This window comes from Capnocytophaga felis (genome assembly GCF_009684755.1).
Taxonomy (GTDB): domain Bacteria; phylum Bacteroidota; class Bacteroidia; order Flavobacteriales; family Flavobacteriaceae; genus Capnocytophaga; species Capnocytophaga felis.
Genome location: NZ_BLBC01000007.1, coordinates 195,945 through 210,759, shown reverse-complemented (window position 1 = coordinate 210,759; position 14,815 = coordinate 195,945). Strand labels below are relative to the sequence as shown.

Below are 14,815 nucleotides of genomic sequence, written 5' to 3'. Positions count from 1 at the left end.
TAAAATAACATAATATGAACAAATTAATTACAATGTTAGCTTTGTGCATATTTGGGTTTTCAAATGCACAACAAAAATCGGAAAACACTATCTATCAATTCGTTGTAAAAGATATATACGGAGATGATTTTGCCCTCTCACAATTGAAAGGAAAAAAAGTGATGATTGTAAATACGGCATCCAAATGTGGCTTAACTCCGCAATACGAAGGTTTGGAGGCTTTGTACAAAAAATATAAAGATAAAAACTTCATTATCATTGGGTTTCCTGCCAATAATTTCAAATCGCAAGAGCCGGGAAGCAATAACGAAATTGCCGAATTTTGCAAGATAAACTACGGCGTAAGTTTCCCAATGATGGAGAAAATTTCTGTAAAAGGAGAAGATACTCATCCGCTATATAAATTCCTGACTTCTAAGAAACTAAATGGAGTTGAGGATTCCGAAGTACAGTGGAATTTTCAAAAATACCTCATTGGCACAGACGGAAAATTAGAGAAAGTAATTGCCCCGAGAACTTCGCCACAAGACAAAGAAATTATCGATTGGATTGAGAAATAATATGAGTTTAAAATTAGATATTTTAGCATTTGGGGCGCATCCTGACGATGTGGAATTGGGCTGCTCGGGAACGGTAGCCAAAGAAGTCGCTTTGGGCAAAAAAGTAGGAATTATCGACCTGACACAAGGCGAATTAGGTACACGAGGCACTGCCGAAACCCGAAAAAAAGAAGCCGAAGAAGGAGCTAAAATCTTAGGTGTGGAAATTCGGGAAAACCTGAAATTTGCCGACGGATTTTTTGTCAATGACAGAACTCATCAATTGGAAATTATCAAAATGATTCGGAAGTATCGTCCTGATATTGTGCTTTGTAATGCCATTGACGACCGCCATATCGACCACGGAAAAGGAAGTAAATTAGTCAGTGATGCGTGTTTTCTGAGCGGGCTTCGGAAAATTGAAACCGAAATAAACGGAGTGCAACAACAAGCGTGGCGACCCAAAGTGGTTTATCATTACATACAATGGAAAAACATTGAACCTGATTTTGTGGTAGATATCTCGGAATTTATGGACAAAAAATTGGCTTCCGTTTTGGCATACAAAACCCAATTTTATGATGCAAACAGCAACGAACCCACCACCCCGATTTCCGATAAAAACTTTTTGGATAGTGTAACTTATCGAGCGAGAGACCTCGGGCGACTAATTGGCGTGGATTTTGCAGAAGGATTTACGGTAGAACGTGTGGCAGCTGTAAATTCGCTTTATGATTTGAAATAATTTTTTAAGAAAATCACCACAAAAACCTATTTTTCAGGAAAATAACTTAAATAAAATGAAATTAGTATTATTAACTATCGGAATTTTAGCCTTGTGTTTTGCGGGCATTGCCATTAAAATATGGGCTAAAAAAGGAGGAAAATTCGCAGGAACTTGTGCCAGCCAAAATCCGCATTTGAATAAAACGGGAGAACCTTGTGGCTTCTGCGGAAAAATGCCTGATGAGCAGGATTGTAAGAAATAAAATCGGGATATTTTGAGCAATCAGAACGTATTATCCGAAAAAATCAAGGACGCAAAAGAAGGGAACCAAAAAGCATTTAGCTACTTGCTTGATGTATTTTGGACAGATGTTTACAACTTTCAACAAAAACGCATCGGTGATGAAAATGATGTGGAAGACGTTGTTATCCAGACGTTTGCCAAAGCTTTCGACAAAATTGACACATACAGCGAAGAGTTTTCTTTCAAAACGTGGCTCATAGCCATTTCCAAAAACGTTCATATTGATATGATTAGGAGCCAACAGCGGAAATTTACACAATCCTCGTCTTCTGAGGAAAAAGAAGCTAAAACAATTGTAGATGAATCTCCTACTGCTGAGGATAGCCTAATTATGGAGCAAAATCTGAATCGGTTACTATTGTGTATCAAGCAATTAAAAGAACCTTATCGAACTGTGATACAGCTGAGATATTTACAAGAAAAATCTTATAAAGAAATTGCTGAAATTACCAATATGTCACACAGTAACGTGAAGGTAACTTTACTTAGGGCAAAGAAAACTCTTTCCGAAATATTGAAAAAACAATAAAAAATGAGCCAAAAATTTCAATAAAAAATTAAATTTTTGGCTTTTATTTTTCTTATCCCGCTACATTTTCTCTGTGAACATCAATAACTTCACTAATTTGATATTCATCGAATAAATCTAATAAAATATCTACACCTTCTTCCAATTTCAAATCCATTTCCTCTGCGTAAAGGGGTAAAATACAATAGAAATTGATTGTTGTGTCGTCTTTGGTTTGTAATTTCAGAAAATCTTGTGGAGCAGACAAATAAGGAGGCATCAGCAAAATACATCCAAAATTAGTGTTAGCAATAGGTTCAGCCTCAGGACCATTCGGTATCGTGTGCCCCTCTGCCATCCACGTTTTATATTGATGTGGAAAACGAGCAATCATTTTTAAAAAATAAATTGGCCAATAGCTATCGGCATCAAAACTATTTTCCTCTATTTTCCAGTCTTTTGGAAGATAAACCATTAATTCAGCGTGGCTAAATTCGTTCGGATTTTCTAATTCTTTAGGAAGATACATCGGGTAATCGCTCATTCCTGTTGTAAAAAGCACGTGATACGGACGTTCTTCAGTGGGCTTAATCCAATGTACATCAATATGCACGTATTCTGACATAATTTCGTGAAAAACACTTTCCGGCTCACCTATATATCTCTTAAAGTGCTCACAAATTTCATCCATATACACACAAGAGCGATCAGGAAATACAAAATTACTACTGTTTTCCTTACCATAACTATACACATTTGAACCTCCTTGCGACACGTAATCAGGCGTTGGAGAAAAAATATTGTTCATTATTTCATCAGCAGATTCACTCTGAAATGTCAAGGTTTTAATGTCTTTGTCATAAAAAAGCTCCTCATTTTCAAACTCTTCTATCAGATTTTCAAACCAACCTTTCAAGGAGTCATTCATTAGTTCAACAAATGAATGTTCCACATTTTCTGTATCCAATATAAATTCCACTACCTGTCCTTTCCTTCCTTTTTCATCTGGGTCAAGGTCTATGAAAACATAACTCACATCATCTGCTAAAAAAGGAATCCACTTTTGGTTAAAAAGCTGATTTTTAATCTTTTTATACCAGCCAAAATCCTTTGCTTCTTCTCTATCAAATTCAAATGATTGCCAATTTTTAATTGAAGAATTCAGTCTTTCAAGCCATTCATTTTGTGTCTTTTTTACTCTTTCAAGTGGAATAAAATACTGACTATTAAGAAAACTAACAGAACTTTCCTCCTTCATTTTTTGCCCATTGAAAGTTTTATAAAGTTCTTTAACTTCCTCTGGGAGTTTCACATCCATTTCTTGTTCAAAAGTTCTTATCTCAGCATCGGTTACTCCTTTGTTCAAACTTGCCATTATGGGAGTTGCTTCACGAAGAAGAGTATCCAAAAATTTCTGTAGAACTTTTTTCATATATTTGATTTAAAAAGATTTATAACTTTTTACCGCTTCCACGAAGGCTTTCGCATTTTCAACGGGAATATTTGGCAAAATTCCGTGTCCTAAATTCACCACGTATCGGTCTTTACCGAAATCGTCAATCATTTTGTGCACCATTTTTTTTATTTCCGATGGCGTAGAAAGCAATCGCGAAGGGTCAAAATTCCCTTGCAAAGTAATTTTCCCACCTGTTAACTCACGTGCTTTCTGTGGCGTACACGTCCAGTCCACCCCTAATGCCGAAGCCTTGGATTTTGCCATTTCAGGAAGTGCAAACCAACAGCCTTTCCCGAAAACAATTACTTTGGTAAGCGGTGCCAACGCTTCCACAATTTGATTACTATATTTCCAAGAAAATTCCTGATAATCAACTGGCGAAAGCACACCTCCCCAGCTATCGAAAATTTGCACTGCGTCCACGCCAGCCTTTACCTTTTCTTTCAGATACAAAATGGTGGTATCCGTAATTTTTTGTAGCAATTTATGTGCTGTTTGTGAATCTGTAAAACATAACTCCTTGGCAGTGTTGAAGTCACGTGAACCTTTTCCCTCTACGGCATAACAGAAAATCGTCCACGGAGAACCCGCAAACCCGATAAGTGGCACACGCCCTGCAAGCATCTGTTTGGTAAGTTTGATGCCTTCCATCACATATCCCAAAGTTTCGTGAATATCAGGAACTATCACATTTTCAACATCTTTGGCAGAACGAATGGGATTGGGAAGCCAAGGACCTACCCCTGATTTCATTTCTACTTCGATATTCATCGCTTGCGGAACTACCAAAATATCCGAAAACAGAATAGCAGCATCAGTTCCCACAATATCAATAGGTTGCACAGTAATTTCTGCGACTAATTCGGGCACTCGGCAACGCGTAAAGAAATCATATTTATCACGTAACGCCCTAAATTCAGGCAAATAACGCCCTGCCTGACGCATCATCCACACCGGCGGACGTTCCACCGTTTCGCCATTCAAAGCTCTTAAAAATAAATCGTTTTGTAACATTTGTTAGTGCTTAGTGATTAGCAATCAGTGGTTAGTAAAATACTAAATACTAACCACTAATCACTAACTGCTATGAATTAAATTCCGTTAATAATTGCGATAAAATCATCGGCTTTGAGTGACGCCCCTCCAATAAGTCCGCCATCAACGTCTGCTTTTGCAAAAATTTCTTTGGCGTTATCGGGTTTTACACTGCCTCCGTAAAGAATTGAAACACTGTCAGCTACTTCTTTTCCGTATTTGTCGGCAAGCGTTTTGCGGATAAAGGCGTGCATTTCCTGAGCTTGTTCGGGAGAAGCCGTTTCGCCTGTTCCGATTGCCCAAACGGGTTCGTACGCCAAAACGATATTTTTCCACACATCAGCAGGTAAGTGGAATAATCCGTTTTTAATTTGATTTTCAACGACTTTAAAATGATTGTTGGCTTTTCTGTCCGCTAACTCTTCTCCGATACAAAATACCATTCGGATATTGTGTTTCAAAGCCGTATCTGCTTTTTTAGCCAATGATTCATCAGTTTCATTAAAATAAGCACGACGCTCCGAATGTCCTAAAATTACCGTTTTTACTCCAACGCTTTTTAACATTTCAGCCGAAATTTCACCTGTATAAGCCCCGTTTTCAGCAAAGTGCATATTTTGAGCAATCACTTCAACTGCACTTCCTTTGGCAGCTTCCACAGTCGGAATCAAATTCACAAAAGTAGGTGCGACCATTACTTCTGCTTCTGTTTTAGGTAATTTTTTTAACAAATCGGCAATCAATTCTGTTGATTTTTTCAGGTCATTGTTCATTTTCCAATTTCCTGCTACAATTTTTTTTCTCATATTAATCAATTATTTATGTTTTTGACTTTATCTTTTGAGCAGCTACAAAGATACATTTTTTTTGCAAAAGCTAAATGCAAAAAAATCAAAATATTTTTTTACTTTCTTTAACAATACATAAACAATTAAATATCAATACAAAACACAGATAATGTTACATTTATAACTAAAAAAATTAGAATGGAATTGAAAAAATTAGTATTATTGACCGTTTAAATCGTTAATATAAACTAAAATGAAAAACAGACTTTGTTTTACCTTGCTATTTTTATTTATCTCTTCGTTGTCTTTAATCGCTCAAAACAAACCCATTACATTGGAAGACATTTGGGTAAAGGGTGTGCTTTATCCGCAGCGGATGACTCACCTTTCAGCAATGAAGAATACAAACCAATATACAGTACTTAATTACGACCGACAATCAAATTCACAACAGATTGATTTATATGATTTCACAACGCTTGAAAAAGTAAAAACATTATTTGACAGTTCAACTCAACGGGAAGTTTTAACAAATATTGATAGGTACTCTTTCAGTCCTGATGAAAAATTGCTACTCATTGCTTCAAAATCCGAACAAATTTACCGACGTTCGTTTGTGGCTTCATATTATCTTTACAATTTGGAAACAAAAAAAGGAATCTTTATCAGTGAGCATAAAATCCAAGAACCAACCTTTTCACCCGACGGAAATAAAATCGCTTACGCTTATGAAAACAATTTATACATATATAATATAACCACCAATAAAACCACTCAAATTACTTTCGATGGAGAGAACAATAAAATCATCAACGGAATAACCGATTGGGTTTATGAAGAAGAATTCAGTTTTGTGAAAGCATTTGATTGGAATGCTGACGGAACAAAATTAGCCTATATTCGATTTGATGAAAGCCAAGTTCCAGAGTTTTCAATGGACATTTATGGAAAAGGACTTTACCCTACACAACAAGTCTTCAAATATCCAAAAGCAGGAGAACATAATTCAAAAGTTTCGGTACACATTTACGATACTTCATCTAAAAAAACATTTAATACACCCATTGCAACAGGTTTAAATTACTCCAGTAAACAAAATTCACTGAACGCAAAAGATGATTTATATTATTACATACCTCGTCTCCGATGGACAAATGATAAAAATACACTCAGTGTACAAACTCTCAACAGACATCAAAATAATTTTAACCTAAATTTCATAAACTCACAAACGAATCAAGTATATTCAGTACTAAATGAACAAAACAACACCTATATAGACATTCCAGATAACCTTATTTTCTTAACCGACAATAGTTTTTTAATTACTTCAGAAAAAGATGGGTTCAATCATATCTATCATTATGATAAAAATGGAAAATTAAAAAAACAAATCACAAAAGGCAATTGGGAAGTAACTAAATGTTATGGATACGACCCAAAAAGTGGAAATATTTTCTATCAATCTACTGAAAACGGCTCAATAAACAGAGGAATTTATAGTATTTCACTTAGCGGAAAAAATAAAAAACAACTTTCTACTAATGAAGGAACTAACAATGCTACATTCAGTCCTGATTTTTCATTGTATATTAATCAATTTTCAAGTGTAACTAAGCCGACACACTACACACTTAACAACAGTAAAGACGGGAAAAAAGTAAAAGACATCTTAGATAATTCAAAATACAGTGAAAATATTTCTCAATATCGTTTAGCTAAAAAAGAATTCTTTGAATTAAATACACCTAATGGAAAATTAAATGCTTACATCATCAAGCCAAAGGATTTCGACCCAAATAAGCAATATCCGTTATTAATGTATCAATATTCAGGACCAGGTTCACAAGAAGTTAACAACAAATGGTTTGACAGTAATGATTTTTGGCACTCTCTTCTGACGCAACAAGGGTATTTGGTTGCCTGTGTAGATGGTCGTGGAACGGGTTATAAAGGCAGTAACTTCAAGAAATGCACTTACAAAGAACTTGGAAAATACGAAGTAGAAGACCAAATATTTGCAGCTCGTTTTTTTGCAGAACAACCCTATATTGATAAAAATCGCATCGGGATTTGGGGTTGGAGCTTCGGAGGATTTATGTCCTCTAACTGTTTGTTTCAAGCCGGAGACCTATTTAAAACAGCCATTGCAGTTGCTCCGGTAACTTCGTGGCGATTCTATGACACCATTTATACGGAACGATTTATGCAAACTCCACAAGAAAACCCGTCGGGGTATGACAATAACTCGCCCATTACACACGCTAAAAAACTGAAAGGAAACTATTTACTCATTCACGGAACAGCTGATGACAATGTACACGTACAAAATGCAATGGTACTAATCAATCAACTCGTTCAGCTTAATAAGAATTTTGATTGGTTAATATATCCGGATAAAGACCATAGTATTTACGGTGGATATACACGCTTACAACTTTATCAAAAGATGACAGAATATTTATTGCAAAAATTATAGAATTTTAAAATGAGTTTAAATAATTGAATAACATCCCCCTAACCCCCTTAAAAGGGGGAACTCAGGAAGTGTAATCATAACGAACTCCCCCTTTGAAGGGGGCAGGGAGATGTAAAAAATATCACAAAAAGTATATGCAACACACTCCCACAAGGAAAAACTATTATAAAAACATAATGAAATAATAAAAAGAACGAAACATCTCCCTACCCCCTTAAAAGGGGGAACTCAGAAAGTGTAATCATAACGCACTCCCCCCTTGAAGGGGGTAGGGGGATGTAAAAAATATCACAAAAAGTATATGCAACACACTTCTACAAGGAAAAACTATTATAAAAACACAATGAAATAATAAAAAAAACAAGACATCCCCCTAACCCCCTTGAAAGGGGGAACTCAGGAAGTGTAATCATAATGCACTCCCCCTTTGAAAGAAGCAGAGGGATGTAAAAAATATCACAAAAAGTATATGTAACACAATTCTACAAGGTAAAACTATTATAAAAACATAATGAAATAATAAAAATAATGTTATATCCTTATATATATAAAAAAATAAATAATAAAAAAGCAATATATTATGTTTGAAATCACTAAAAAAGAAGATATTATCATTCCATTTGAAAAAATCGGAGATGAAAATTGGGAGAAGAACACACGTTTTATTCTCACCGCCGACGGAGACGAACTTCCTGAAGTAGTTACCGAAGAAGAAATCCAAGATATTGAAAAGTATTTAGGAGCAAAACTTCCTGACAGCTTAAAACTTTTTTACAAAACATTCGGAGTAGCTGATATTGGAGAAGAACTTATTGATTTAGATAGTATATGCTATTTAACCGAGTTTTTGGGAGAAGACAATGAATACATTTCTGAATTTTCCGAAGAAGACAATGAAGCTCTTCCTTACTTAGTATGGTTCGGTGATTATTTAGGTAATGGAAATAAGTTCTGTTTCCATACAAAAACGCACGAAATTTATTATTTCGACCACGACACGTATCCTTATTTAGTTAAATTGTTTGACGATTTCAGTGATTACTTAAAAGGATGCTTAATTTTCAAACAGCTGGACTATGTTTCCGATGAAAAATGGGCAAAATTTGAAGAAGTTTTAGAAGAAGTCGTATCAGAATTTATCAGCGAAGAAGTTATTGAAAAGTGGAGATATTAATGCTTTTCAATGTTTTAAGAAATTAAAAACAAAAAAACATTTATTCTTTTTAACATACAATAAAAATTTTTTACGTACCTTTGGGAAAAATTTCAAGAACATATCAAATTATACAATCAAAATCATAACACTATATTTTCAGAAATAAAATATTAAAACGAATTAAACACACTTAATGCAACAATATTATTTTATCAGAATATATCAAATATACCCAGTAGAACAAAATCATTAAGAGAAAATAAATTAAATACACTCAATGCAATAAATTTATTCTATAACAATAAATAAAAACAGCAAAAGAAATAAATACATTTTAAAAAAATAAACCAAATACACCGAGTGAAATTAAGAAAACAATAAATAATATGCTAAATTCACTCAATGCAATAAAAACAAAAATACATAAATAAGCAAACAAATTTTGATAAATAGATAGATAATAACTAAAACAATTACAAAATGAAAGTAAATTATAGAAAATTATCGACAAAAGACTTGGCAGCTCTTACACAACGAGTAATTGAAGCTGTAAAGCAATCAGACATTAATGAAGCGAAAACACATTTGTTTATGAACAAATTAGAAGTTTCATATCAAAAGTATTACGCTGTAATATCAAAGAAAACCTTCAGCGGAAAAGGAAAAACCGTAGCCCAAGCCAATAAAGAGCGTGATAAGGCTTTTTCAGATATGAAGATATTTCTTTCAGGTTACACGCGTGTTTCTTCTGCTCCTAACATTGATGACGCTATTGCTCTTTACAATCAATTTAAAATACACGGGCTTAAGCAAGACCAGCTTTCGTATGCAGAACAAACCGTTCAGTTAGGAAAGCTCATCGAGGCACTTTCATCTGAAGAGAATCAAAATCACTTAAAAAATTTATCGCTTGAAGTTGCTTTTGAGAATTTAAAAACAAAGCACGAAGAGTTTAAAACGCATTACAGCGAACAAGCTCAAGCCAATGCCGAACTTCGTGAAACTACTTCAGCAACTAAGCAACGTAAGGAATTGGAAAGAGATTTACGTCGTTTTTTAAGTCTTGTTACACTGATGTTTGATGCCGATGAGTGGATTTCATTATACAACAACTTAAATGAATTCGTAAAAGCTGCCAAAGGATAAAAATCATTCGTGATTATTTGAAAAAATATATCATTTACTATTAAAAAATTGTAGGATTTAAAGCCAAATAGTTTAAAATTTCTTTGAAATGCAATTGAATTATGTTTGCCGATACATTAAAAACTATATCTGATTTGATAGTTAAAAGCAATGGAACTCTAATTCCATATGGGAAAGAAAAATATGGATTCAAACGCAGATATTCCGTTAGTGAACAAGAAATTTATACATTTGAAAATACATATAATATTAAAGTTCCAAAAGCATATAAGGAATTTTTGCTTACAGTCGGTTCGTGTTCATTATTCATAATGGAAAAAACCGGTAACGGATATGATTTTCTTGCACCGAATGAAGTTCACGATTGGTCAAACACAGTATTTACAGGTACGGATTGTGATTTATTTCCTGAAATATTATTAACTGTATCTATTCCTGCATTGGGTCATCAAGCCGGCTTTTTAACCACAAAAGATAGTGAGAATTTTGGTGAATTTTATCCTGACATTCCGCCTGAATACTGGATAGAGGACACTGATTTTTATAACTTTGAAGAATGGCTTGAAAATTTATTGCAAGAAAGACTATCTTTCTGAAAGTAAGTGAATATATTTTAGCATAATAACTTAATAATAACAAGATTTTAAAAACAAATTGACTTTTATTTCTTTTTCAACTTATCGAATTGAAAGAAATATAGAATTAAGTAAAAGAAAAATTGGATACATTTAATTCAAAATAAATTTAATATACTATGACTAATAACAGAAAACACCCTCGGGGATTATTTTATTTATTTTTCACAGAAATGTGGGAACGATTCGGGTATTACTTAATGCTCGGAATTTTCGTTTTATATATGATTGACCCTAAAAATACAGGAGGACTTGCTATTGATGACAAAAACGCATATGATATATTCGGAACGTTCATTGCACTTACGTATCTTACGCCCTTTTTAGGTGGATTTTTAGCTGACAGAATGTTAGGGTACGTCAAAGCTATTTACATCGGGGGAACATTAATGGGATTGGGATATATAGGATTAGGACTCTTTCAAGACCTTGCAATGTTTTATACCTCAATGGGATTAATCATCATAGGAAATGGGTTTTTCAAACCCAGTATTTCTACCCTTTTAGGAAATCTTTATTCCGAAGAGCCTTATCAAGAAAACAAAGATGCAGGATACAATATATTCTATATGGGAATTAATATTGGTGCATTTATTTGTAATATCATTGCTGCCTTTATGCGTAACAAATTCGGGTGGAGTGAAGCATTCATAACTGCAGGTATCGGAATGTTCTTAGGATTAATTATCTTTACCTTAGGAAGAAAACACATCATTCACGCAAATGTTTTAAAACCCGTACAGCAAGGAGATACAACCATAACTTCAGTACTTATGAAGGTATTTTTACCGGCTATTATAACGGGTGCGATAGGTTGGGCAATTCCGGGTAACATCTTAGGAAGTGACAGTACAGATGCGTTCATTTTTGCTTGCATTCCGGTTGTATTCTTTTACTTTTCGCTCTATGCACGTGCCTCACAAAGCGACAAAAAGCCTATCGGTGCATTATTAGCAATCTTCGCTGTAAGTTTGATGTTTTGGGCTGTTTTCAAACAAAACGGAACCGTACTTACTACGTGGGCGAAGTATTATACTGACCGCAGTGTGCCGGCTTCTATAGAAAAGCCAATGGAAAGCATTTACCTTGTAGAAGTTAAAGATTTTCAAGATAAGGAAACGACTATGTACGATTCGGAATATAGAATCGTTAAAGATGAAAACGATAAGCCTAAGAAAGAAATAGGAAAGGACATCTATTTCCGAAATCTTCCTGAGAAACAAAAAGCTGAATTGGCAACGAATCCTAATCAGAAAGTGTTTTTATATAATCCGGAGTTATTTCAATCCATTAATCCGTTTTGGGTAATTGTTTTGACACCTGTGGTAGTGGGTCTGTTTATGTTTTTACGTAAACGAGGCAAAGAACCGACTACTCCTGCCAAAATTGTATTAGGAATGTTCATTTCTGCCTTAAGTTGCCTTGTGATGGTAGGTGCTATGTATGCCTCTGAAAACGGAATGGTAAAAGCTTCAGCATTATGGCTGGTTGCTGCTTATGGTATCATTACGTTAGGAGAACTTTGCTTGTCGCCTATGGGGCTTTCATTAGTGTCAAAGCTTTCACCGCCTCGTATTACAGCTCTTATGATGGGAGGATTTTTCTTATCGACCGCCATTGGAAATAAACTATCGGGTGTACTTGCCAGAATGTGGTACGGATATGAACACAAATCCACGTTCTTTTGGGTAAACTTCGGTCTGTTATTAGTAGCGACCATCATAGGTCTTTCCATTTTGAAATCACTCAATCGGGCTTTGAAAGAAAAAGGAGTAAAATAAAGAATAATAGCATAAATTATTGTGTGATTTTTTTACATTTATCTTATAAATACAATAATACACTAAAGAATTAATTTAATAATATATATACTATGTTAAATCCAGATTACAAATTGATGTTAATAGCGTGGCTTGGCGTTGCGCTTTGGGTAGGGTTTGTGATTTTCTCCAATAGGAAAATCCACCCCAAAGCCCTTTTTACCCTTTTTATGGTGGAGCTATGGGAACGCTTCAGCTACTATGGTATGCGGGCACTTCTTATCCTTTATATGACTGCGAACTTAATTGATGGCGGGTTCCAGTTTGACGATGCAAAGGCTTTCGGAATTTACGGAGCTTATGGTGCATTAGTTTATTTAACGCCAATAATTGGCGGATACTTCGCCGATAAACTTATCGGTTTCCGCAAAGCAATTGCCTTCGGTGCGATACTGATGGCAGCGGGTCAGTTTACGTTATTTGCTAACAATCAAACTACTTTCTTCATCGGATTGGCGTTACTTGTGGTAGGAAATGGTTTTTTCAAACCGAATATCTCTTCAATGATTGGTCGTTTTTATGCCGATGGCGATAAAAGACGTGATGGGGCGTTCACTTTATTTTATATGGGAATCAATATGGGTGCATTCTTAGCTCCTTTAACTTGTGGTGCCATCGGGGAGAATGAAGGTTGGCAATACGGCTTCTTAACCGCCGGTATCGGAATGCTTTTAGGGTTTTTAATATTCTTTTTCGCCGGACGAACAAGTGTATTTCAGCACGTAGGATTAGCCCCTGATGAAAAGCCAGCTAAAAATATAGTTAGTTTTATTCCCAACAGCATACTTCCGTATGTAGCAGCCGCTGTTATGATAGGTCTTTCACTGTTACTTATTCAACACGAAACCGTAGTAGATTATATGCTCGGCGGTTTGGCTGTTATCATCATCGGATACTTGTTATTTCAAGCAAGTAAAATGGAATTGGTGGCAAAACAACGTATTTGGGTAGTGGTGTTATTATTAATGTTCACTACGATATTCTGGACATTCTTTGAGTTGGCAGGTTCAGCATTAAACCTATTTACTGCACGCAACGTGGATAAAACTTTATTCGGATTTGAAATGAAAACTACTTATTTTCAATCATTTAATCCGCTTTACATTATGCTTTTCGCTCCTGTTTTTTCTTGGATATGGATAAAACTCTCTAACTTGAATAAAGAACCGGCTGCTCCATACAAATTCGGAACAGGTTTGCTATTGCTTGGACTTGGTTTCTTGACGCTTAAATTCGGTGGTAGCTACGCGAAATTAGGAATGGTGCCTGCTATATTTATGGCTCTTTTGTACTTATTACATACTCTTGGGGAATTAGCTCTTTCACCCGTAGGTTTATCATTAGTAACGAAACTTTCACCAAAACATATGGTAGCTTTTATGATGGGTGTTTGGTTTTTATCTTCTTCCATCGCACATCAAGGAGGAAAACACATTGCTAAACTCACTACCGTAAATGAAAAGTCTATTGTGGAGAGTTCGGCTTTTCAAAACGCTGAGATTGACAAAGATATTAAGGCAGTTTTGTCTGAAAAGCAATTTAAAGATCAATTGGCGAAATCATCTGTGGAATCAATCTTAGTTTCAGATGCTTTCATTGAACGACTAAACGGATTAAATCCGCAGCAACAATATGCCAAATCGGTAGTAACCATTAAAGAAACTTTGGATGATGCTGAAAATTACAGCGGAATGAAGCGAGAAAAAATTCTCAAATCGGCAAAACAATCATTCCTTTCCTTCAAAGGAAGTGAAGTAAATACAGAAGTAGCCACCTCTGATGATTATGAAAAATTAGTTGACAATTCAGCAGGTATTTCAGTAACTAACGTTATCAAAGGAGAATCACTTAACAAAGGGCTTTCTGTATTCACAATGTTAGGCTTTATTGCTATCGGTTGTGGTGTAGTTTTATTCCTGATGGGACCATTCATTACCCGTTGGATGCACGGAGTGAAATAATAAATCACAGAAAAATTATTATAAAAACAGGCGGCTAAAAGCTGTCTGTTTTTTTATTGTTTACCCTACCTACCAAACCTAAAATTGATTGGAATTTGTAGTAATCAAAAAGAAATTCATTTTAATTATTTAATAATTTTTGATAATGTCAATTTGAATAACAGATATTTTTAAGTTTGTTTCTATTCTGGTTTGAAAAAATTATTGAAGTAGTGAATGACACAAAAAAAAGAAACATCTTTCAATGAAAGATGTTTCTTTT

At 34.8% G+C, this 14,815-nt stretch carries 13 protein-coding genes; 10 read left to right on the top strand and 3 right to left on the bottom strand.

The window, feature by feature from the left end; all coding sequences use genetic code 11:
* The first annotated feature begins 14 nt into the window (after nucleotides 1-14).
* Genes GN105_RS06825 through GN105_RS06810 form a run of 4 tightly spaced genes read left to right on the top strand, consistent with a single transcriptional unit; the run spans nucleotide 15 to nucleotide 2,098 of the window.
* Complete coding sequence (locus tag GN105_RS06825) at nucleotides 15-560, top strand: glutathione peroxidase (RefSeq protein WP_155284654.1); 546 nt, start codon at nucleotides 15-17, stop codon at nucleotides 558-560.
* Nucleotide 561: 1 nt separating this feature from the next.
* On the top strand, nucleotides 562-1,284 hold the full coding sequence (bshB1, locus tag GN105_RS06820) for a bacillithiol biosynthesis deacetylase BshB1 (RefSeq protein ID WP_155284653.1): 723 nt from the start codon (nucleotides 562-564) through the stop codon (nucleotides 1,282-1,284).
* A gap of 55 nt (nucleotides 1,285-1,339) precedes the next feature.
* Nucleotides 1,340-1,528 (top strand): membrane or secreted protein, encoded by a 189-nt coding sequence (locus tag GN105_RS06815; RefSeq protein ID WP_155284652.1) that lies wholly within the window; start codon nucleotides 1,340-1,342, stop codon nucleotides 1,526-1,528.
* 12 nt (nucleotides 1,529-1,540) lie between these two features.
* Nucleotides 1,541-2,098, top strand: coding sequence for an RNA polymerase sigma factor (locus GN105_RS06810; RefSeq protein WP_155284651.1), 558 nt, complete (start codon nucleotides 1,541-1,543; stop codon nucleotides 2,096-2,098).
* Nucleotides 2,099-2,150: 52 nt separating this feature from the next.
* On the opposite strand, the gene GN105_RS06805 is transcribed toward GN105_RS06810, so the two are convergent.
* The 3 genes from GN105_RS06805 to tpiA form a co-directional block, all read right to left on the bottom strand.
* Entirely contained in the window at nucleotides 2,151-3,509 is a 1,359-nt protein-coding gene (locus GN105_RS06805) for a suppressor of fused domain protein (protein ID WP_155284650.1), read from the bottom strand.
* Between the two features lie 9 nt (nucleotides 3,510-3,518).
* Nucleotides 3,519-4,547 (bottom strand): uroporphyrinogen decarboxylase, encoded by a 1,029-nt coding sequence (hemE, locus tag GN105_RS06800; protein WP_155284649.1) that lies wholly within the window; start codon nucleotides 4,545-4,547, stop codon nucleotides 3,519-3,521.
* A 77-nt stretch (nucleotides 4,548-4,624) separates the two neighbouring features.
* Nucleotides 4,625-5,374, bottom strand: coding sequence for a triose-phosphate isomerase (tpiA, locus tag GN105_RS06795; RefSeq protein WP_155284648.1), 750 nt, complete (start codon nucleotides 5,372-5,374; stop codon nucleotides 4,625-4,627).
* A gap of 235 nt (nucleotides 5,375-5,609) precedes the next feature.
* On the opposite strand from tpiA, the gene GN105_RS06790 reads away from it, so the two are divergent.
* The 6 genes from GN105_RS06790 to GN105_RS06765 all read left to right on the top strand — a co-directional run bounded on the left by GN105_RS06790 (nucleotide 5,610) and on the right by GN105_RS06765 (nucleotide 14,553).
* Complete coding sequence (locus GN105_RS06790) at nucleotides 5,610-7,835, top strand: S9 family peptidase (RefSeq protein WP_155284647.1); 2,226 nt, start codon at nucleotides 5,610-5,612, stop codon at nucleotides 7,833-7,835.
* Nucleotides 7,836-8,415: 580 nt separating this feature from the next.
* A complete protein-coding gene (locus GN105_RS06785; RefSeq protein WP_155284646.1) occupies nucleotides 8,416-9,009 on the top strand; it encodes an SMI1/KNR4 family protein in 594 nt (197 codons plus the stop codon).
* A 462-nt stretch (nucleotides 9,010-9,471) separates the two neighbouring features.
* Nucleotides 9,472-10,137 (top strand): DUF6261 family protein, encoded by a 666-nt coding sequence (locus tag GN105_RS06780; RefSeq protein WP_155284645.1) that lies wholly within the window; start codon nucleotides 9,472-9,474, stop codon nucleotides 10,135-10,137.
* A 101-nt stretch (nucleotides 10,138-10,238) separates the two neighbouring features.
* Nucleotides 10,239-10,733: an SMI1/KNR4 family protein gene (locus tag GN105_RS06775; RefSeq protein WP_155284644.1), complete on the top strand. Its 495-nt coding sequence runs from the start codon at nucleotides 10,239-10,241 to the stop codon at nucleotides 10,731-10,733.
* A gap of 158 nt (nucleotides 10,734-10,891) precedes the next feature.
* Nucleotides 10,892-12,553: a peptide MFS transporter gene (locus GN105_RS06770; protein WP_155284643.1), complete on the top strand. Its 1,662-nt coding sequence runs from the start codon at nucleotides 10,892-10,894 to the stop codon at nucleotides 12,551-12,553.
* A 92-nt stretch (nucleotides 12,554-12,645) separates the two neighbouring features.
* Nucleotides 12,646-14,553, top strand: a complete 1,908-nt coding sequence (locus GN105_RS06765; protein WP_155284642.1) for a peptide MFS transporter — start codon at nucleotides 12,646-12,648, stop codon at nucleotides 14,551-14,553.
* The last annotated feature ends 262 nt before the right edge of the window (nucleotides 14,554-14,815 follow it).

What these genes read in the sequence shown, in the direction of transcription:
- GN105_RS06825 (WP_155284654.1), top strand. Translation starts at nt 15, where the DNA reads ATGAACAAATTAATTACAATGTTAGCTTTGTGCATATTTGGGTTTTCA.
- bshB1 (WP_155284653.1), top strand. Translation starts at nt 562, where the DNA reads ATGAGTTTAAAATTAGATATTTTAGCATTTGGGGCGCATCCTGACGAT.
- GN105_RS06815 (WP_155284652.1), top strand. Translation starts at nt 1,340, where the DNA reads ATGAAATTAGTATTATTAACTATCGGAATTTTAGCCTTGTGTTTTGCG.
- GN105_RS06805 (WP_155284650.1), bottom strand. Translation starts at nt 3,509, where the DNA reads ATGAAAAAAGTTCTACAGAAATTTTTGGATACTCTTCTTCGTGAAGCA.
- hemE (WP_155284649.1), bottom strand. Translation starts at nt 4,547, where the DNA reads ATGTTACAAAACGATTTATTTTTAAGAGCTTTGAATGGCGAAACGGTG.
- tpiA (WP_155284648.1), bottom strand. Translation starts at nt 5,374, where the DNA reads ATGAGAAAAAAAATTGTAGCAGGAAATTGGAAAATGAACAATGACCTG.
- GN105_RS06790 (WP_155284647.1), top strand. Translation starts at nt 5,610, where the DNA reads ATGAAAAACAGACTTTGTTTTACCTTGCTATTTTTATTTATCTCTTCG.
- GN105_RS06785 (WP_155284646.1), top strand. Translation starts at nt 8,416, where the DNA reads ATGTTTGAAATCACTAAAAAAGAAGATATTATCATTCCATTTGAAAAA.
- GN105_RS06780 (WP_155284645.1), top strand. Translation starts at nt 9,472, where the DNA reads ATGAAAGTAAATTATAGAAAATTATCGACAAAAGACTTGGCAGCTCTT.
- GN105_RS06775 (WP_155284644.1), top strand. Translation starts at nt 10,239, where the DNA reads ATGTTTGCCGATACATTAAAAACTATATCTGATTTGATAGTTAAAAGC.
- GN105_RS06770 (WP_155284643.1), top strand. Translation starts at nt 10,892, where the DNA reads ATGACTAATAACAGAAAACACCCTCGGGGATTATTTTATTTATTTTTC.
- GN105_RS06765 (WP_155284642.1), top strand. Translation starts at nt 12,646, where the DNA reads ATGTTAAATCCAGATTACAAATTGATGTTAATAGCGTGGCTTGGCGTT.